Raw genomic sequence first — 18,237 nt, forward strand, 5'->3', positions numbered from 1 at the left:
AGCCGACGTTCAATCCGGCACCGCGCGCGCGTTGCCGCTGTCGCGTGGCGCCGATGCGCCGCACCGCCCCGTCGCGCTCGACGACGTGCCGCTCAACCGTTTCCACGTGAAGATCGCCGGCCTGACGTTCGGCGCGCATTTCACCGAAGGCTACACGCTCGGCACGATCGGCTACGCGCTCGCCGCGCTCGGCAGGCAGATGCCGATCGACGCGTTCTGGATGGGGATGATCGGCAGCTCGGCGCTGATCGGCATCTTCCTCGGCAGCCTCGTGTTCGGCTGGCTGTCCGACCGGATGGGCCGCCAGAAGATCTTCCTGACGAGCTTCGTGATCATCACGGCGGCCGCGTTCGCGCAGTTCTTTGTCACGTCGCCGCTCGAACTGTGCGTACTGCGCGTGCTGATCGGCTTCGGGATGGGCGGCGATTTCACCGTCGGCCACGCGATCCTCGCCGAATTCTCGCCACGCAAGCATCGCGGCACGCTGCTCGGCTCGTTCAGCGTGATCTGGACGATCGGCTATGTCGCCGCGAACGTGCTCGGCCTCGCATACGGCGACGCCACGCCCGATGCATGGCGCTGGCTGCTCGCATCGGCTGCTTTGCCGGCGCTGATCGTGCTGGTCCTGCGGATCGGTACACCCGAATCGCCGCGCTGGCTGCTCGGCAAGGGCCGCGTGCAGGAAGCACGCGCGATCGTCGCGAAGCATTTCGGGCCGCACGTGATGCTCGACGGTTCGACCGAACCGCATGCGAATGCCGGTTTCGCGCGGCTGTTCCAGCGTGACCTGATCCGCCGCACGATTTTCAACTGTGCGTTCTTCGTGTGCCTCGTGATTCCGTATTTCGCGATCTACACGTTCCTGCCGACGATCCTGAAGACGATCGGCCTCGCCGAAGGCTTCGGTGCGGACCTGCTGCTGAACGCGTTCCTCGTGCTGGGCGCGCTGATCGGCATAGGGCTGACGATCCGGCTGTCGCGACGCGGTTTCCTGATCGGCTCGTTCGCGGTGACGTGCGCGTCACTCGTCGCGCTCGCGGTGCTGCCGTCGGCGGCGGCCGTCGCGATGATCGTCGCGTTCGCGATCTTCACGCTGACGATGTCGGCGTTCAGCAATCTCGTCGGCGTGTTCCCGCCCGAGTGCTTCCCGACCGAAGTCCGCGCGAGCGGCGTGGGCCTCGCGATCGCGTGCAGCCGGCTCGGTTCGGCGATCGGCACGTTCCTGCTGCCGGCCGGCATCGCGACGCTCGGCTTTCACGCGACGATGTTCGCGCTCGCGGGCGTGCTGCTGGTGGGGATGATCGTGTCGATCGCGTGGGCGCCGGAGACGAAACATCTGACGCTGGAGGAGGCGTCGGGGCATTGACGACGGAGGCGGGTGGCGTGCCCGCCTGCTTCGTCACGCTCGTTGCTTTCGCTTCGACTCGCCGCCGATGCACGCCGGCGGTGCCGATCGCGATTCGAACGCACCCGGCCGCGGCCGGGTTCGCTCATTCCGGACGCGATGCGGTGCACGCGTTCGTTCAGAACAGAATCGACGCGTAGTCCCGCGCGCCGTGCAGGATGTGAAGAATGTCGATCCGCGCCGGCGGATCACCGACGACCCGATAGAAGATCTGATAGTTGCCGTACACGCGGTGCCGCACGCCGTGACGCTCGAAGCGCGGCACCAGCGGAAACGCCAGCGGCATCACGGCCAGACTCATGCACTTGTCGCGAATCTCCTGCACGAACGTCACGGCGCGTTGCGGGTTGTCGCGTGCGATGTAATCGGCGACCGCTTCGAGTTCGTCAATCGCAAAATCGGACAGGCGCACGATCAGGCCTGCCGATCCGCCTGCGCCCGATACTTCGCCTCGAGACGGTCGAAGACTTCCGCCGCCTCGGCACCGCGTCCTGCTTCCGCATCGGCCAGGCTGCGCGCGATCACCGCGTCCAGCGCATTCAGTTGCGTCTCGCGATCCTGGATCAGGCGCACGCCTTCGCGCAGCACTTCGCTCTTGGATCCGTAGCGCCCCGATTCGACCAGCTTCGCGACGTAAGCCTCCAGTTGCTGGCCCAGTTCCGCACTGATCATGTCGACCTCCCGACCGGATTGAATTCGATCCGCCGAGCGTACCTTGGTTATCAACTATTATCAAGAAGACACGCTCCGGACGGAACGGCGCGAACACTTTCACGGCCGATCGGGTGAATGGACGGAACGGGATTCAGGCAGGCTGCTGCTGCGGTGCCGGCATTCATCCGGGTTTCGCCTTCACTCGTGTAGCCTTGCCGAACGCCCACCATGCGAACACCGATCATGATTGAAGACATCGTCACGCCACAACCCGGCCTGAAGGTCTACCCGTCGGACACCGACGTCTTTGCCGAGGCCGATGCCGCACTCGCGCGCCATCTGCATCCGCTCGTGTCGATCGACCTGTCGACGGTCGATCCGTCGTGGCAGGGCTGGATCCACCTGCTCAGCCCGGTCGAACCTTATGACGGGCTCGTCGGGCAGGACACGGCCGCGTACCACAACGACTATCTTCGCGCGAACTGGATCGGGTTCCGGCTCGACGACGACAACCGCTACACGCTGCTCGGCGACCGGCGCTACTTCTATCTGGAAAACCCGCCCGACCCGCGGGACGCAGGCTATCGCAAGGAACTGGAAGCGCATTACGCCGAACAACAGGCCAGCATCGAAGCCGCGCGCAAGCGGTTCGCCGAATACGGCGTGCTCTACTCGTCCAACCAGTACGCGCCGGCCGAGCGCGATTTCAGCCAGGAAAAGCCGTGCAATCTCGTCGACCAGCTTGGCGGATCGGTCGGCTGGGGCAACTGGTCGGGCACCTCGGATTTCCCGGTCGACGACAGCGATCCGGACGACATCCGGCCGATCGGCCCCGACGGGGCGCGCTTTCGCTTCGTTGCCGGCGTGACCGGATGGGAATATCGCGCGGCGGGCGCCGACTGGATTCTCCTGTTTTACGAACCGGTCAGCCGCGTGGCGCTGCTGACGTTCGACTGGTCGTAAGGCGGGCGGGACGGCGGGCGTTCCGCCTCGTGGTTGGCCGTTCGGCGGACTCGGCGCGGCGGATTCGCGGCGATAGGCTGGGGTTTTCCGCTTTTCGACCGCAACCATGCCCGCCCGCCTTGTCGACCTCAGCCATGTCCTGCCGTACGAGACGACGTACTTCGACGACCGGCTGGCGGTCGAACGAAACGGCCTCGATATTTCCGCGTTGCTGGGTGTGGACGGTCACGTTCCCGACGCGTTGCTGGTTTCGTTGTGCGGCGCGCCGTCCGGCTCCGACGTTCAGGCCTATCTCGACAGCGCCGACAAGTTGACGTTTGCCGTCACCCATCCGACGCTGATTCGATCGGAAAACCGGATATCGGTATTCCGAACCGTTGACACGCGAGTGCTTGAACTCCGTGCAATCGATCTGGCCGACGGCGCGGTCGCCGGACTCGGCGCGGCAATGCTCTGGAGAATCGTTCGAGCGTGTGATACGTTGGACATCGCCCGGATCAGCGCCTTGGCGATGGGGGGCCGCAAATCGCCGCCGGAACCCGGCGGGCCCCGGCTCCATGGATACTACGCATGGCCGAGGTTCGGTTTCGATGCGCCCATTCCGGGCGCGCATGCGGATGAAGCAGCCCTGTTCCAGTATTTCCAGGGATATCCGGTCGGCTTGGCCGACGGGTCGCTTCGATCCCTGCGCACGCTCTATGCGACCCGGGTCGGGCGAGACTTCTGGCGAGTCGCCGGATCACATCGGTGGATGACATTCGACGTTACGCCGCATGGTGCATCCGTGCTGACACTGCAGGATTACTTGATCGAGAAGGGGATTTACGCATGACGGGAAAGCACAGCCGAATCGCCGGATTCCAGATTGCGCAGCCTTCGGCGGCACGCAGTCGCACAACGAACGGGAATCGTGTCGTCCGGCGCGCGGAAATGAGAAGACTCCTTGAAGAATTCCTCGCGCGCGAACTCCGTCGCAGTCTCGCGCATACGTCCGCCGCCGTGCTGGCCGCACCGCCGGCCGGTGCGTCGGCGCCGCCGCCGAGAGCCGTCTTCAACGTGGGGCGCATCGATCCGTCGAAGTCCACGTTGCCCATCATCTCGGAGGCCGAAGCCAAAGCTATCGGGGGCCGGGAAACGTTCATGCACTTCGGTCTGGATCCCGATCTGTACACCGCAACGTGTGACACTCTCTGACAGATCGGAATGAGAGGATCGGTGCGTGAACGATCGACGCGCGCATCGCAATCTCCCCGTCCGCCCCCCCTACCCCTTCCGCCCCACCTGCTCCCTCACCCACGCGGCAAACGCAAGCACGTGCTCGACCGCGACACTCTCCGGCTCGACATCGAGCCAATAGCCGAACGGCCCGATCGGCTGCACCGGCGACAGCCGCACGAGGCTGCCTTCAGCGATCTCCTCCTCGATCATGTTCAGGTCGACCACCGCGAGCCCCGCCCCCTTGCGCGCCGCGCGAATCGCCTGTTCGAGCGTGGAAAACTCGATGCCGTCGCCGATCCGCGCCACCGGCACGCCCGCCTGCTCGCACCAGTCGGCCCACAGCGTCAAGCGCTTGCCTTCGTGCAGCACATGCAGCGACGGCAGCCGGCCGAGCAGCACGTCGAGCGCATCGCCGCGATAACGCGGCGCACCGACGAGCGCGTGCCGCTCCATCATCAGCAGCTCCGACTGCATCCCCGTGCGCGCCGCGCGCCCGAAGCGGATGTGGCAATGGCAATCGTCGGCCGGCTCGGTGCGGATCGACAGCTCGACGTCGGGCAGCGTCTCCGCGAGCGTGCCGAGCCGCGGCGAGAACCACTGCGTCGCGAACGTCGGCGGCAGCGACACCGTCAGGCGCCGCTTCGCACCCGGCCGCGTGGCGACGACTTCGTCGACGCCGCGCTCGATCGTGTCGAACGCCTGCCCGATGAACGGCAGCAAGCGCTCGCCGGCCTCGGTCAGGCGCACGCCCTTGTGATCGCGCTCGAACAGCCGCGCGCCGAGCGCTTCCTCGAGCAGCCGGATCTGCCGGCTCACCGCCCCCTGGGTCACGCACAGCGAAACCGCCGCACGGTTGAAGCTCAGGTGACGCGCGGTCTCCTCGAAAAATCGCAGCGCGATCAACGATGGCAGGCGTCGCATGATGTGTGTCCCCTTCGTTCGTATCTTTCGTATCGTTCACGTCGTTCGTGCCGTTGCCGGCCGTCACCGCCGTCCATCCTGCGGGCCGCCTGATCGCAACCCTGCACGCCAGCCGCCGCGCCGTAAAAACCCCGAGGGCCCGCGCTCTCCTTCGCCTCCATTCATCGTCCCCGCGCCCGCGCCGCCCGCCTACAATAAGCATCCCGCACCAAACATGACACCGCCCCGTGAGACGCAAGATGCCGGCGCTGAACGCGCTGAAAGCCTTCGAGATGGCCGGCCGCACCGGCAGCTTCACGCGCGCGGCCGAACTGCTCAACGTAACGCAGAGCGCGGTGAGCCGCCAGGTTCGCCAGCTCGAAGGCCAGCTCGGCGAAACCCTGCTCGAGCGGCGTCATCACCAGCTCGAACTGACGGCGGCCGGCCGCGTGCTGCTGCGCGCGCTGCAGCAATCGTTCGACAAGATCGAGCTGACCGTCCGCAGCCTGCAGGAAAAAACCCACCTGAACCGCCTGCGCGCGAACGTGCCGCCCACCTTCGCCGCGCGCTGGCTGATGCCGCGGCTCGGCCGGCTGCGCGACGCGCATCCCGAATTCGAGCTGAGCCTCACGACCCGCATTCACGACAGTCTCGGCGAATCGCGCGTACTCGACTGCGCGATCCGGTTCGGCGACGGCGAATGGGACGGCTTCGACAACGCACTGCTGATGCAGGAGCAGCATATCGCCGTCTGCGCGCCGGCGCTGTATGCGCGGCTGCGACAGGACGGCGCGCCGATCGACCTGAACCGCTTCACGCTGCTGCACGTGCTCGCCACCGACGACCAGCGCTACCTGACCTGGCAGCACTGGCTGAAGGCCGCCGGCATCGCCGACGTCGACACGCGCGGCGGCTACGAATTCGACCTGCTCGACCACGCGATCCGCGCGGCGATCGACGGCCTCGGGATCACGATCGCCGATCGCCACATGGTCGCGCGCGAACTGGCGACCGGGCAACTGATGCAGGTGCTCAACGTGCACGTCGACGGCCATCAGTCGTACTGGTTCGTCACGCGGCCCGAACAGACGAACCTGCCGCACATCGTCCAGTTCCGCGACTGGCTGCAGCAGGAAGTGTGGCTCGCGAAGCGCCACCTCGAACCGTCGTCGCCGCTTCCGCAAGTGCCGCTGGCCTAGCAGCCCCCGCCCCGACCGACCGCGAACGCGGTCGACCGGCACGCGCGGGCGACACCTTACCGGCTTCCTCACCCGTCCGCATTCGGCGCCGTCTGAAAATGCGGCCCGGCCACCGCCCGCCCCGCGTCTGCCCCCCCCCCGGCCCGCGCCACGGCAGCCTTGCCGGACGGGCGATTCCGGCCGACAGCCCGAGTAACGTGCGTTTTTCTCATGCCCGGCACGAAAATAAGTCGTTTGTCGTGCGCTAAACGCATGAACAGAATGGCCTCTGTCCCGTGCCGCGCGTGTCGCCACCCGAAGCGATCCGCCTGCATTCATCGGAGGAGTCACTTCATGCGCACCGAACGCAATTACGTGAACGGCCGTTTCGTCGCCCCGGAAAGCGACGCGTTCATCGTCGTCCACAATCCCGCCACCGAAGCGCCGTTCGCGCGCGTGCCGGCCGCGACGCCGGCCGACGCACTCGCCGCCGTCGACGCCGCGGCCGCCGCGCAGAAGGCGTGGCGCAAGCTGCCGAGCGCCGAGCGCGCCGCGTACCTGCACCGCTTCGCCGACGCGCTGACCGCGCGTGCGCCCGAGATCGGCGCGGCGCTCGCGCAGGAATCCGGCAAGAGCGTCGAGGACGCGTCGAACGAAGCCGTCTACGCGGGCCAGATCACGCGCTATCACGCCGAGTGGGCACGCCGGATCGAGGGCGAGATCATCCCGAGCGATACGCCCGACGAGAACCTGTTCCTGCAGCGCGAGCCGATCGGCGTCGTCGCGTGCCTGATCCCGTTCAACTATCCCGTCTACACGCTGCTGCGCAAGGTCGCGCCCGCGCTGATCGCCGGCAACACCGTGGTCGTGCGGCCGAGCAACCACACGCCGGTATCCGCGTTCGAGATCGCGAAGGCGGCCGACGATGCGGGCTTCCCGCCGGGCGTCGTCAACCTCCTGACGATGGATCACGCGACGGCCGAAGCGCTGTGCACGCACCCGGCAGTCGGGATGATCACGCTGACCGGCAGCGTGAACGCGGGCCGCAAGGTGCTCGATTACTGCAAGGCGAACATCGCGAAGCCGTCGCTCGAACTCGGCGGCAAGACGCCCGCGATCATCGAGCCCGACGCCGATCTCGAACGCGCGGCCGCCGCACTCGTCGCGTCGAAGACGACCCATTGCGGCCAGCTCTGCACGGCGATCGAGCGCGTGTATGTACACGACAGCGTGCACGACCGTTTCGTCGCACTGCTGAAGGAGAAGATGGCGGCCGTGCGCATCGGCGACCGGGCGGAAGACGCCACGCGGATGGGCCCGCTCGTCAGCGCATCGGCACGCGCGCACATCCACGGGATGGTCGAACGCGCGATCGCGGCAGGCGCGACGCTCGAAACCGGCGGCGCGATCCCCGACGGCCCCGGCTTCTTCTACCCGGCCACGCTGCTCACCGGCGTGCGGCAGGACATGGAGATCGTGCAGGAGGAGACCTTCGGCCCGATCATGCCGGTGCTGCGCTACGCGACGATCGACGAAGCGATCGCGCAGGCGAACGACCACCAGTTCGGTCTGTCGTCGGTGCTCTACACCGAGCGCTACCGCACCGCGATGACCGTCGCGAACGCGATCGAAGCCGGCGAGCTGTACGTGAACCGCACGCCGGCCGATCCGTACCAGGGCTTCCATGCCGGCTGGAAACGTTCGGGCCTCGGCGGCGACGACGGCAAGCACGGGATGCTCGAATTCACGCAGACGCGCCTCGTCGTCATGAAGTACTGACACCGCGATACCCACGCACCGCTTCCGGCGCGCGCACCGACGCACCACGCCGCGCGCCGCCCCTGCCCCGACCAGACCATAAAAAAACTGCAGGCGTCCGCCTCACGGACGCCTGATGGAGGAAGACATCATGCCGACCCAACCGTCGACGCCCGCCGCGTCGCTCGCGTTGCACGACGACGCTCACGCGTCGCAGCACTCCCGCGCGCAACGCTACCTGCAACTGCTGCTGCTCGTGATTGCCGCAGGCGCGATCTATCCGATGCTGTATCTGCGGCAGGTGTACCAGCCGACGATGCTGCAGTTCTTCCATATCGACGACGTGCAGCTCGGCTACCTGTATTCGTCGCTCGGCACGATCTTCCTCGTCAGCTACCTGCCGAGCGGCTGGCTCGCCGACCGCCTGTCGCCGCGCTGGCTGATCTGCTTCTCGCTGCTCGCGACGGGCGCGCTCGGGCTCGCCTACGCGACCGGGCCGTCGTTCGACACGCTCGTGCTGATCTTCGGCGGCTGGGGGCTGACCACCGGCCTCACGTTCTGGGCCGCCGTGATCAAGCGCGTGAACATGATCGCGGGCCCCGACGAACAGGGCCGCTTCTTCGGGCTGCTCGACGGCGGCCGCGGGCTCGTCGAGGCGCTGCTCGCGACGATCGCGATCACGCTGTTCGCCTACGTGACGCAGGCGCACGGCGGCACCGACGCGGCCGGCTTCAGGCTCGTCGTGCACCTGTACGCATTCTTCTGCATCGCGCTCGGCGTGCTGCTCGCGCTGGTGAAGGATCCGGCGGGCGCGAGCGACCGTGCGGCCGCCGCGCAGCGCCGCACCGGCAGCGACCGCCAGGGCAACGTGCTGACCGACCTGAAGACGCTCGCGGCGATCCCCGAGCTGTGGCTCGTCGCCGCGATCGTGTTCTGCGGCTACCAGGTGTTCTGGGCGACCTACAGCTTCTCGGCCTATCTGCACGAAGGCAATTTCGGGCTCAGCGCGACGGCGGCCGGCTTCATCACGACGCTCAAGCTGTGGATGCGCCCGATCGGCGGCATCGGCGGCGGCTTCCTCGGCGACCGCGTATCGAAGGTGTCGGTGCTGTTCTGGGCGCTGGTGCTCGCCGCGCTGTTGCTTGTCGGCCTGATCGCCGCGCCCGCGCACAGCCCGCAGGCGATGCTCGTCGTGCTCGTGCTGTTCATCGGCATCCTCACCTACGCGATCCGCGGCCTGTACTGGTCGCTGCTCGACGACTGCAAGGTGCCGACGCATTGCGCCGGCCTCGCGATCGGCCTGATCTCGGTGCTCGGCTATTCGCCCGACGTGTTCGTGCCGCTGATCAACGGCTACGTGACGCAGGCCTTCCCGGGCGCGCACGGCTACCAGCTCTATTTCGGCTACATCGCGGCCATCGCGCTCTGCGGCGCGGGCGCGGCCGCCTTCCTCAAATACCGCCTCACCCGCATTCACCGAATCCAGGAGTCCGCATGAAGATCGTTTCGCTCGAAACCCATATCGTCGCCGTGCCGCCGCCGCATGTCGGCGGGATGTACTGGATCTTCGTGAAGCTGAAGACCGACGACGGCATCGAAGGCGTCGGCGAGATCTATTCGGCGACGTTCGGCCCGAAGGCGATGGCCCCGATCATCGAAGACGTGTTCGAACGCCACCTGCTGAACCGCGATCCGCATCACGTCGAACGGCTGTTCCGCCAGGCCTATTCGAGCGGCTTCACGCAGCGACCGGATCTCACGATGATGGGTGTCGTCAGCGGCCTCGAAATGGCGTGCTGGGACATCATCGGCAAGGCCGCCGGCAAGCCCGTGTACGAACTGCTCGGCGGGCAGATCCACGAGCGGCTGCGCTCGTACACGTACCTGTACCCGAAGAACGCGAAGGGCGAATACGACTACGACGATCCCGATCTCGCGGCCGAATGCGCGGCCGAGAACGTGAAGCTCGGCTTCACCGCCGTGAAGTTCGACCCGGCCGGCCCGTACACGGCCTACTCGGGCCACCAGCTGTCGCTGGACGTGCTCGACCGCTGCGAGACGTTCTGCCGCAAGGTGCGCGAAGCCGTCGGCAGCAAGGCCGACCTGCTGTTCGGCACGCACGGGCAGATGGTGCCGTCGTCGGCGATCCGGCTCGCGAAGCGGCTCGAGAAGTACGACCCGCTGTGGTTCGAGGAGCCGGTTCCCCCCGGCCAGGAAGAAGCGATCGCGCAAGTCGCGAAGCACACGTCGATCCCGATCGCGACCGGCGAGCGCCTGACCACCAAGTACGAGTTCCACAAGCTGCTGCAGGCGGGCGGCGCGTCGATCCTGCAGCTGAACGCCGCACGCGTGGGCGGCCTGCTCGAAGCGAAGAAGATCGCGACGCTCGCCGAAGTGCACTACGCGCAGGTCGCACCGCACCTGTACAACGGGCCGGTGGGCGCCGCCGCGAGCATCCAGCTCGCGACCTGCACGCCGAACTTCCTGATCCAGGAAAGCATCATGACGTGGGGCGGTTTCCATGCCGAAGTCGTGAAGAAGCCGATCCGCTGGGAGGACGGCTACATCATCCCGTCGAACGAGCCGGGCCTCGGCATCGAGCTCGACATGGACGTCGTGCGGCGCCACACGCCGTACACGGGCGAACGGCTGCACCTGCAGATGGGCGAGCACCCCGTCGACGTGAAGGATCTCGCCCCCGCGAAGGGCTGAGCGCAAAGGACAGACATGAGCTACGACTACATCATCGTCGGCGCGGGCTCGGCCGGCTGCATCCTCGCGAACCGCCTGAGCGAATCGGGCCGGCACTCGGTGCTGCTGCTCGAGGCGGGCGAACGCGACGCGTCGTTCTGGTTCAAGGTGCCGGTCGGCTTCACGAAGACCTACTACAACCGCCGCTACAACTGGATGTACTACAGCGAGCCCGAAGCGCAGCTCGCCGATCGCAAGCTGTACTGCCCGCGCGGCAAGGTGGTCGGCGGGTCGGGCTCGATCAACGCGATGGTCTACGTGCGCGGCCAGCGCAGCGACTACGACGACTGGGCGGCCGCCGGCAATCCGGGCTGGGCGTACGACGACGTGCTGCCGTACTTCCGCAAGCTCGAAACCCACGCGGCCGGCACGACCGATCCGCAGCATCACGGCGCGACGGGGCCGATTCACATCACGTCGATGAAGGCCGACGTGCATCCGATCGTCCACGAGTTCCTGAAGGGCTGCGGCGAACTGAACCTGCCGCGCACCGACGACTTCAACGGCGCGCAGTTCGAAGGCGCGGGCATCTACGACCTGAACACGAAGAACGGCGAACGCTGCTCCAGCAGCTTCGCGTACCTGCGTCCCGCGCTGGGCCGCGCGAACCTCACGCTGCGCGCTGGCGTGCTCGTGCGGCGCGTGACGTTCGACGGCACGCGCGCCACCGGCGTGGTCGTCGCGGGCGAGCGCGGCGACGAAACGCTCGTCGCCGCGCGCGAGGTGATCCTCGCGGCCGGCGCGGTCGATACGCCGAAGCTGCTGCAGCTGTCGGGCGTCGGCGATCCGGCGCTGCTCGCGCGCCGGCGCGTGCCGCTCGTGCATGCGCTGCCGGCCGTCGGCCGCAACCTGCAGGACCACCTGTGCGTGAGCTTCTACTTCAGGGCGAACCGGCCGACGCTGAACGACGAGATGGGCACGCTGCTCGGCAAGATGAAGATCGGGCTGCGCTACCTGCTGACGAAGCGCGGGCCGCTCGCGATGAGCGTGAACCAGGCCGGCGGCTTCTTCCGCGGCACGGATGACGCGCCGGAACCGAACCTCCAGCTCTACTTCAACCCGCTGTCGTACCGGATTCCGAAGAGCGACCGCGCGAGCATCAAGCCCGAGCCTTACTCGGGCTTCCTGATCGCGTTCAACCCGTGCCGGCCGACGAGCCGCGGCACGATCGAGATCGCGTCGAACCGCGCGGAAGATGCCGCGAAGATCCACGTCAACGCGCTCACCACGCGCAAGGATCTCGACGAAGCCGTGCAGGGCAGCAAGGTGATCCGTGCGCTGATGCGGGCACCGGCGCTGAAGTCGATGACCGTCGAGGAAATCTCGCCGGGGCCGCAGGTCGATTCCGACGAAGCGTTGCTGCAGTATTTCCGCGAGCAGTCGGGTTCGATCTACCACCTGTGCGGCTCGTGCGCGATGGGGCCGGACGCGGCGACGTCGGTGGTCGATGCGTCGCTGCGCGTGCACGGGCTGCAGGCGCTGCGGATCGTCGATGCGTCGGTGTTCCCGAACATCACGTCGGGCAACATCAACGCGCCGACGATGATGGTCGCGGAAAAGGGCGCGGATCTGATCCTGGCGGATGCGGGGCACGGCGAAGCGTCTGCCGTGAGCGCAAGCGAACGGGAAACGGTCACGCATTGAGGCGGCTGCGTTTTCGCCGATTGCCGTCCCGGCAATCGGCTTCACGACGCAACTCGATGCAACGCGATGCAACGTCAGCGCCGCGACTATGCGCAATAGGACAACACGATCAACGGGTCCCCCCCTTCCTTCGTTGCTCGCCAATTGATGAACGCGCTGCACTCGACGAGTGCGGCGAAAATCTCCGGGTTGCGCTCCTTCAACGCTCCCGCATCGTCGATCCGCAGCGACACGATGCCGTGCTCGTAGCAATAGTCGCTCATGCAATCATTCCATGCATTCATGTTCCGGCCGTAGTAACCCGGAAATCCGAATTCGCTCGCGAAGTAGTCGTGAAACTTCGCCCAATCGCCAAGCGCTTTTCCGTCCACACTGAATCGATTCATCTAGTCCTCTCGTTCACCGTAAAATCACTGCCGCCGTTCGTTATTCACGCCCCCAAGGCCGGCTCGCCAGCATCGAACAGGTCACACCCGCCCGGGCCGATCCTGCAGATCGCCGACACGTCGCAGCGTGCCGCATCCCGTCCTTCGATTCACACTCAATCCCCCGCATCGCCCGACATCGCCACCTCGTCGAACACCCGCACGATGTGATCGATCATCGCGCTCATCCGCGCGGTATGCCGCAGGTCCTTGTGCGTGACCATCCAGACTTCATAGGGCCGCGCCGACGTGCGCGCCGGCCACACGCGCACCAGCCCGTCGCGCTCTGCGATCGGCACCGGGAGTTCGGCGAGCCCGAGCCCGGCGCGCGCGGCCGCGCGCAGCATGAGATTCGAATTCAGCCCCGACACGATCCGCCCCGCGCGCACCGGCTCGCCGACCACCGTCAGCGGGCTGCGCGCATTCAGGTGTGGCAGGAAGCACACGAGGTCGTGCCCTTCGAAGCCGGTGCCGGGCGCCGGCTCGCCATGCCGCGCGAGATAGTCCTCTGACGCGTACAACGCCGTCGGCCATGCTGCGAGCCGGCGCATGAGCAGATCGGGATTGTCGGGCTTGATCGTGCGGATCGCGATGTCCGCCTCGCGCTTGGCCAGGTTCTCCACCTGCGTCGACGTGTTGAGCAGCACGCGCACGTCCGGATGCTCGTCGTGCAGGTTGCGCATCGCGCGCATCACGAATTCGAGCCCGATCGTATCGGTCGTCGTCACGCGCACGTCGCCCGCGAGGCGCCGGTCGACGCCCTGGGTCTGCCGCACCAGATCGATCGCCGACTGTTCCATCTTCTCCACGTTGCGCAGCGCCACCTCGCCCACCGCGGTCGGCACGTACCCGGCCGACGTGCGCAGGAACAGCGTCGCCCCGAGCGCGCGCTCGAGCGCCGCGAGCCGCCTGCCGACCGTCGCCTGGTCGAGCCCGACCGCCCGCGCGGCGCCGCGCAGGCTGCGTTCGCGGTGGATCGCGAGAAAAATCCGTGCGTCGTCCCAGTTCAAGCGCCTTCTCCCGGTGTGATGCAAATTTGCATCTGTGGTCGTGAAAATCGCTGCGCGAATTCATCAAGGCCCAAGCCTATACTTTTTTCACCGATCACTCACCTGTCTTTCCGAGGCAAACATGTCCGAAACGCTCTCCCCCGTTCCCGCCGACATGGCGGCAGTCGAAATCACCCGCCCCGGCGGCCCTGAAGTCCTCGCGACCGCACGTCGCCCCGTGCCGCGGCCGAAAGCCGACGAAGTGCTGATCCGGGTTCACGCCGCCGGCGTGAACGGCCCGGACGTGCTGCAACGCAAGGGGCTCTACAACCCGCCGCCCGGCGCATCCGACATCCCGGGCCTGGAAATCGCGGGCGAAGTGGTCGCGACCGGCGAAGCCGTGCGCGACTTCGCGCCGGGCGACCGGGTCAGCGCGCTGGTGACGGGCGGCGGTTATGCGGAATACGCGGTCGCCCATCACCTCACGACGATGAAGCTGCCGCCCGGCCTCGACATGATCGAAGCCGCGGCGATGCCGGAAACGTTCCTGACGGTCTGGCTGAACCTGGTCCAGCGCGGGCGGCTGCAGGCGGGCGAATCGGTGCTGATCCACGGCGGCGCGTCGGGCATCGGCACCACCGCGACGATGATCGCGAAGGCGATGGGCGCGTCGACCGTCATCACGACGGTCGGCTCGGAAGCGCATCGCGCCGCGAGCCTGCGCCTCGGCGCAGATCACGCGGTGCACTACCAGGAAGAAGATTTCGTGGCCGAAGTCGACAGGATCACCGCCGGCAAGGGCGTGGACGTGATCCTCGACATCATCGCGGGCGACTACGTCGCGCGCAATTACCGCGCCGCGGCGATGAACGGGCGGATCCTGCAGGTCAGCGCGCTCGCCGGGCCGGCGAAGGAACTCGACGTGTGGCCGATGATGACCAAGCGCCTCACGCACATCGGCTCGACGCTGCGCTCGCGCACGCCGGAGGAGAAAGGCGCACTCATCGCCGAACTCGAACGGCAACTGTGGCCGCACGTCGCGGCGGGCACGGTCAAGCCGCAGGTGTTCCGCACCTTCGCGCTCGACGACGCGCGCGGCGCGCACGTGCTGATCGACTCGGGCGAGCACGTCGGCAAGATCGTGCTGACGACGGCCGCGCACCGCGCGGCCTGACCGGGCACGACGCGTCAGTTCACGCTCGTGCGCTTCTCGACGAACCGCTTCACGTAATCGTCCGCCGGACGCGACAGGATGTCGTCCGGCGTGCCGACCTGCACGAGCGCGCCGTCACGCAGGATCGCGATCCGGTCGCCGATGCGCAGCGCCTCGTCGAGATCGTGCGTGATGAACACGATCGTCTTCGCAAGCGTCGCCTGCAGTTCGAGCAGCTGATCCTGCATCTCGGTGCGGATCAGCGGATCGAGCGCGGAAAACGCCTCGTCCATCAGCAGCACGTCGGTATCGGCCGCCAGCGCGCGCGCCAGCCCGACACGCTGCCGCATCCCGCCCGACAGCTCGTCCGGGTAATGATCGCCGTAACCGTCGAGCCCGACCTTCGTCAGCCAGTTGCGCGCGGCATCAGCCGCGTCGTGCTGCTTCTCGCCGCGCGTGCGCAGCGCATACGCGGCGTTGTCGAGCACGGTCTGGTGCGGCAGCAGCCCGAAGTTCTGGAACACCATGCTGACCTTGTAGCGGCGCAGCTCGCGCAGCCCGTGCGCGTCGAGCTTGATCACGTCGCTGCCGTCGATCACGATCTCGCCGGCCGTCGGCTCGATCAGCCGGTTGAAGTGCCGCACGAGCGTCGATTTCCCGGAACCCGACAGCCCCATGATCACGAAGATCTCGCCCGACTCGATGCCGAGGCTCACGTCGTTGAGCCCGACGTTGCAGCCCGTTTCGGCCAGCACGTCGGCCTTGCGCCTGCCCGAACGCAGCAGGTCGAGCACGCGCGCATGCGCGGCCTGCGGCCCGAACAGCTTGTACACGTGTTTGACGTCGATGGTCGCCATGTCTGCCTCCGTTCCTATGCGCGCGACGATTGCGTCGCCTGATTCGAATCGACGCCCGCCGGCTGCGCCTTGCGCGGCAGCCGGTACGGCACGCGCGACGCGCCCTTCTGCCGGCGCTGCTGCGCGAGCCGGCGGCGCGCGCGCCGCTCCTGGCCGAAGCCCTGGCTGATCCGGTCGATCACGATCGCGAGGATCACGATCGCGAGGCCGGCCTGCGTGCCCTTGCCGACGTCGAGCGTCTGGATGCCCGCGAGCACGTCCTCGCCGAGCCCGCGCGAGCCGATCATCGACGCGATCACGACCATCGACAGCGCCATCATCGTCGTCTGGTTGATGCCAGCCATGATGCTCGGCCGCGCGAGCGGCAGCTGCACGTTGACGAGCAGCTGCCAGCGCGTCGTGCCGAACGCGCGCGCGGCCTCCGTCACGTCCGGATCGACCTGGCGGATGCCGAGATCGGTCAGGCGGATCAGCGGCGGCAGCGCATAGATGATCGTCGCGAGAATCGCGGGCACCTTGCCGAGCCCGAACAGCATCAGCACCGGGATCAGGTACACGAAGCTCGGCAGCGTCTGCATCACGTCGAGCACGGGCAGCAGCATCCGCCGCAGCCACGCGCTGCGCGATGCGAGGATGCCGGCCGGCACGCCGATCGCGACCGACAGCACCGTCGCGACGAGCATCAGCGCGAGCGTCTGCATCAGCTTGTCCCACAGGCCGAAGCAGCCGATCGCGTAGAGCAGCAGCATGAAGAGCGCGCCGAGGCCGATGCGGCGCGTCGCATTCCACGCGATCGCGCCGACGACCAGCAGCACGAGCCACGGCGGCGCCACGCGCAACGCGCCTTCGAGCGGCACGAGCAGGTAGCGCAGCACGAGCACGCTGAAGTGATGGAAGCTGTCGCCGTATTGCGCGACGAAAGTCTCGAGCGCGCTGTTCACCCAGTCGGCGATCGACAGGTGCAGAAAGAAGCCGTTCATGTTGATTCTCCGTCGCGCCGCGAAGGCGCGTGACGGCGGCGGCGGGCGCGGGCCCGCCGCCGCGCGCAGATTACGCGCCCTTCAGGCTGCCGGCGATCTTCTGCGCGACGTCGGCCGGCACCCATTGCTTCCACATGTCCTGGCGAGTCTTCAGGAACTGCGTGGCCATCGCCGCGCCGTCGATCTTCTTCGTGGTCATCTCGAGGATCGTCTGGTTCAGGAAGTCCATCGGGAAACGCACCTTGCCGAATACGCCGACGAGATCGGGATTCGCGTCGGCGAACGGCTTCGACACGCCGACCGTCAGCCGCGACACCATGTACGACGACGCGCACTGGTGCGTGCTGCTCTCGTCGCGCAGCGTCTTCCAGCATGCCTCGTTATAGGCCGGCATCTTCAGCGCGGTGAATTTGTACTTCGCCATCAGCGCGGCCGGGCCCCAGTAATAGAACACGATCGGCGCGCCGCGCTGGTACGCGGACGCGATCGCCGCGTCGAGCGCCGCGCCGGTGCCCGGATGGAAGTTCGTGTACGACTGGTCGAGCTTCAGCACCTTCAGCAGACGCGTGTTCACACGCTCGCAGTCCCAGCCCGTCGGGCAGTTCAGGAAGCGGCCCTTGTCCGGTTCCTCCTCGTCGGCGAACACCTGCCTGAACTTCGGCAGATCGTCGACCGACACGAGCCCGGGCGCGACCGGCTTGATGTGGCGCGCCGGATCGCCCTTCACCACGTAGTCGGGCACGAACCAGCCTTCGGTCGTGCCGCCCGGCAGCGTGTCGCCGATCAGCTTCACGGCGCCCGACGAGACAGCCTTCGCGGTGATCTCGCTGCGGCCCGTCCACTGCTCGGCCCAGATCTGCAGGTCGTTGCGCGCGAGCGCCGTTTCGGTGGCGGCCGTGCTGCCCGGCACGACGTCCGTCTTGCAGCCGTAGCCCTTCTCCATGATCTGCCGCAGCACTTCGGTCGCGAACGACCCGCTCTCCCACGTGATGCCCGCGAAATGGACCGTCTTGCCGTCGGCGCACGCGCCGCCCGCCGCGTGGGCCGCGGGCGCGGACAGGATCGCCGCGGCGGCGAGAAGGACCGTTTTCAGTCGTCGAATCTGCATGGTGGGTCGTCTCCAAATCGAATCTGTTGTTTGTGCGTCGCGGCATGCGCGGCGACCGGCGAATCGTTCATCCGGCCACGTCCGGTCAGCCTGCATGTTTCAGCCGCCAATATGTTTAGGGAAACGAGTAATTCCGATCATGGCTATCGGCAGCGCCAATCGATCTCCGGGCGCCCCGCCAGGCCCGCCCGGCGGGCCTCCCGGCCGATCTCCCGCGCCTGCGCACGGCCCCGGCCAGGCTGCGTCGCGCCCCC

At 67.3% G+C, this 18,237-nt stretch carries 18 protein-coding genes; 10 read left to right on the forward strand and 8 right to left on the reverse strand.

What is annotated here, in order from left to right; genetic code table 11:
- Nucleotides 1-1,366 (forward strand): MFS transporter (locus ABY44_RS31525; RefSeq protein ID WP_431643141.1); only part of this gene is annotated, 1,366 nt, incomplete at its 5' end.
- Between the two features lie 157 nt (nucleotides 1,367-1,523).
- Here the strand turns inward: ABY44_RS31525 and ABY44_RS31530 are convergent.
- Together ABY44_RS31530 and ABY44_RS31535 are read right to left on the reverse strand one after the other, a co-directional pair.
- Nucleotides 1,524-1,823, reverse strand: coding sequence for a type II toxin-antitoxin system RelE/ParE family toxin (locus ABY44_RS31530; RefSeq protein WP_431643158.1), 300 nt, complete (start codon nucleotides 1,821-1,823; stop codon nucleotides 1,524-1,526).
- Complete coding sequence (locus ABY44_RS31535; RefSeq protein ID WP_226150963.1) at nucleotides 1,820-2,077, reverse strand: type II toxin-antitoxin system ParD family antitoxin; 258 nt, start codon at nucleotides 2,075-2,077, stop codon at nucleotides 1,820-1,822. Before ABY44_RS31535 ends, ABY44_RS31530 begins: the two co-directional genes overlap by 4 nt.
- 210 nt (nucleotides 2,078-2,287) lie before the next feature.
- Between ABY44_RS31535 and ABY44_RS31540 the strand changes: the two genes are divergently transcribed.
- The 3 genes from ABY44_RS31540 (at nucleotide 2,288) to ABY44_RS31550 (ending at nucleotide 4,216) form a co-directional block, all read left to right on the forward strand.
- Nucleotides 2,288-3,022, forward strand: coding sequence for a hypothetical protein (locus ABY44_RS31540; RefSeq protein ID WP_119339024.1), 735 nt, complete (start codon nucleotides 2,288-2,290; stop codon nucleotides 3,020-3,022).
- A gap of 106 nt (nucleotides 3,023-3,128) precedes the next feature.
- Nucleotides 3,129-3,854 carry a hypothetical protein gene (locus tag ABY44_RS31545; RefSeq protein ID WP_431643142.1) on the forward strand — a complete coding sequence of 242 codons (726 nt, stop codon included), beginning with the start codon at nucleotides 3,129-3,131 and terminating at the stop codon, nucleotides 3,852-3,854.
- The gene (locus ABY44_RS31550; protein WP_155639043.1) at nucleotides 3,851-4,216 is read left to right on the forward strand and encodes a hypothetical protein; all 366 of its coding nucleotides are present in this window, start codon (nucleotides 3,851-3,853) and stop codon (nucleotides 4,214-4,216) included. The genes ABY44_RS31545 and ABY44_RS31550 overlap by 4 nt, the downstream gene beginning before the upstream one ends.
- Before the next feature lie 69 nt (nucleotides 4,217-4,285).
- On the opposite strand, the gene ABY44_RS31555 is transcribed toward ABY44_RS31550, so the two are convergent.
- Nucleotides 4,286-5,161 (reverse strand): LysR substrate-binding domain-containing protein, encoded by an 876-nt coding sequence (locus ABY44_RS31555; RefSeq protein ID WP_027789902.1) that lies wholly within the window; start codon nucleotides 5,159-5,161, stop codon nucleotides 4,286-4,288.
- Nucleotides 5,162-5,400: 239 nt separating this feature from the next.
- Between ABY44_RS31555 and ABY44_RS31560 the strand changes: the two genes are divergently transcribed.
- The 5 genes from ABY44_RS31560 to ABY44_RS31580 all read left to right on the forward strand — a co-directional run bounded on the left by ABY44_RS31560 (nucleotide 5,401) and on the right by ABY44_RS31580 (nucleotide 12,471).
- Nucleotides 5,401-6,339, forward strand: coding sequence for a LysR substrate-binding domain-containing protein (locus ABY44_RS31560; RefSeq protein ID WP_011356424.1), 939 nt, complete (start codon nucleotides 5,401-5,403; stop codon nucleotides 6,337-6,339).
- Between the two features lie 333 nt (nucleotides 6,340-6,672).
- Nucleotides 6,673-8,097 carry an aldehyde dehydrogenase gene (gene aldA, locus ABY44_RS31565; RefSeq protein WP_124533833.1) on the forward strand — a complete coding sequence of 475 codons (1,425 nt, stop codon included), beginning with the start codon at nucleotides 6,673-6,675 and terminating at the stop codon, nucleotides 8,095-8,097.
- Nucleotides 8,098-8,227: 130 nt separating this feature from the next.
- Nucleotides 8,228-9,574 (forward strand): MFS transporter, encoded by a 1,347-nt coding sequence (locus ABY44_RS31570; protein ID WP_431643148.1) that lies wholly within the window; start codon nucleotides 8,228-8,230, stop codon nucleotides 9,572-9,574.
- Nucleotides 9,571-10,788, forward strand: coding sequence for a mandelate racemase/muconate lactonizing enzyme family protein (locus ABY44_RS31575; protein WP_431643150.1), 1,218 nt, complete (start codon nucleotides 9,571-9,573; stop codon nucleotides 10,786-10,788). The genes ABY44_RS31570 and ABY44_RS31575 overlap by 4 nt, the downstream gene beginning before the upstream one ends.
- 15 nt (nucleotides 10,789-10,803) lie before the next feature.
- Entirely contained in the window at nucleotides 10,804-12,471 is a 1,668-nt protein-coding gene (locus tag ABY44_RS31580; protein ID WP_431643152.1) for a GMC family oxidoreductase, read from the forward strand.
- Nucleotides 12,472-12,557: 86 nt separating this feature from the next.
- On the opposite strand, the gene ABY44_RS31585 is transcribed toward ABY44_RS31580, so the two are convergent.
- Both ABY44_RS31585 and ABY44_RS31590 read right to left on the reverse strand, forming a co-directional pair.
- A complete protein-coding gene (locus ABY44_RS31585; RefSeq protein WP_027789908.1) occupies nucleotides 12,558-12,857 on the reverse strand; it encodes a barstar family protein in 300 nt (99 codons plus the stop codon).
- 155 nt (nucleotides 12,858-13,012) lie between these two features.
- A complete protein-coding gene (locus tag ABY44_RS31590; RefSeq protein WP_134256616.1) occupies nucleotides 13,013-13,906 on the reverse strand; it encodes a LysR family transcriptional regulator in 894 nt (297 codons plus the stop codon).
- Nucleotides 13,907-14,027: 121 nt separating this feature from the next.
- On the opposite strand from ABY44_RS31590, the gene ABY44_RS31595 reads away from it, so the two are divergent.
- The gene (locus ABY44_RS31595) at nucleotides 14,028-15,059 is read left to right on the forward strand and encodes an NAD(P)H-quinone oxidoreductase (protein ID WP_060180718.1); all 1,032 of its coding nucleotides are present in this window, start codon (nucleotides 14,028-14,030) and stop codon (nucleotides 15,057-15,059) included.
- Between the two features lie 14 nt (nucleotides 15,060-15,073).
- Here ABY44_RS31595 and ABY44_RS31600 read toward each other — a convergent pair whose 3' ends face one another.
- The 3 genes from ABY44_RS31600 to ABY44_RS31610 all read right to left on the reverse strand — a co-directional run bounded on the left by ABY44_RS31600 (nucleotide 15,074) and on the right by ABY44_RS31610 (nucleotide 17,983).
- Nucleotides 15,074-15,895 (reverse strand): quaternary amine ABC transporter ATP-binding protein, encoded by an 822-nt coding sequence (locus tag ABY44_RS31600; RefSeq protein ID WP_060174204.1) that lies wholly within the window; start codon nucleotides 15,893-15,895, stop codon nucleotides 15,074-15,076.
- A 14-nt stretch (nucleotides 15,896-15,909) separates the two neighbouring features.
- Complete coding sequence (locus tag ABY44_RS31605) at nucleotides 15,910-16,875, reverse strand: ABC transporter permease (protein WP_021160532.1); 966 nt, start codon at nucleotides 16,873-16,875, stop codon at nucleotides 15,910-15,912.
- 70 nt (nucleotides 16,876-16,945) lie between these two features.
- A complete protein-coding gene (locus ABY44_RS31610; RefSeq protein WP_060086094.1) occupies nucleotides 16,946-17,983 on the reverse strand; it encodes an ABC transporter substrate-binding protein in 1,038 nt (345 codons plus the stop codon).
- Between the last annotated feature and the right edge of the window lie 254 nt (nucleotides 17,984-18,237).

Source organism: Burkholderia sp. ZZQ-2 (genome assembly GCF_050768715.1).
Classification (GTDB): Bacteria; Pseudomonadota; Gammaproteobacteria; order Burkholderiales; family Burkholderiaceae; genus Burkholderia; species Burkholderia cepacia.

Coding starts and splice junctions, on each gene's coding strand:
- ABY44_RS31610 (WP_060086094.1), bottom strand. CDS start 17,983: ATGCAGATTCGACGACTGAAAACGGTCCTTCTCGCCGCCGCGGCGATC.
- ABY44_RS31535 (WP_226150963.1), bottom strand. CDS start 2,077: ATGATCAGTGCGGAACTGGGCCAGCAACTGGAGGCTTACGTCGCGAAG.
- ABY44_RS31595 (WP_060180718.1), top strand. CDS start 14,028: ATGTCCGAAACGCTCTCCCCCGTTCCCGCCGACATGGCGGCAGTCGAA.
- ABY44_RS31545 (WP_431643142.1), top strand. CDS start 3,129: ATGCCCGCCCGCCTTGTCGACCTCAGCCATGTCCTGCCGTACGAGACG.
- aldA (WP_124533833.1), top strand. CDS start 6,673: ATGCGCACCGAACGCAATTACGTGAACGGCCGTTTCGTCGCCCCGGAA.
- ABY44_RS31575 (WP_431643150.1), top strand. CDS start 9,571: ATGAAGATCGTTTCGCTCGAAACCCATATCGTCGCCGTGCCGCCGCCG.
- ABY44_RS31600 (WP_060174204.1), bottom strand. CDS start 15,895: ATGGCGACCATCGACGTCAAACACGTGTACAAGCTGTTCGGGCCGCAG.
- ABY44_RS31585 (WP_027789908.1), bottom strand. CDS start 12,857: ATGAATCGATTCAGTGTGGACGGAAAAGCGCTTGGCGATTGGGCGAAG.
- ABY44_RS31605 (WP_021160532.1), bottom strand. CDS start 16,875: ATGAACGGCTTCTTTCTGCACCTGTCGATCGCCGACTGGGTGAACAGC.
- ABY44_RS31550 (WP_155639043.1), top strand. CDS start 3,851: ATGACGGGAAAGCACAGCCGAATCGCCGGATTCCAGATTGCGCAGCCT.
- ABY44_RS31540 (WP_119339024.1), top strand. CDS start 2,288: ATGCGAACACCGATCATGATTGAAGACATCGTCACGCCACAACCCGGC.
- ABY44_RS31580 (WP_431643152.1), top strand. CDS start 10,804: ATGAGCTACGACTACATCATCGTCGGCGCGGGCTCGGCCGGCTGCATC.
- ABY44_RS31570 (WP_431643148.1), top strand. CDS start 8,228: ATGCCGACCCAACCGTCGACGCCCGCCGCGTCGCTCGCGTTGCACGAC.
- ABY44_RS31555 (WP_027789902.1), bottom strand. CDS start 5,161: ATGCGACGCCTGCCATCGTTGATCGCGCTGCGATTTTTCGAGGAGACC.
- ABY44_RS31560 (WP_011356424.1), top strand. CDS start 5,401: ATGCCGGCGCTGAACGCGCTGAAAGCCTTCGAGATGGCCGGCCGCACC.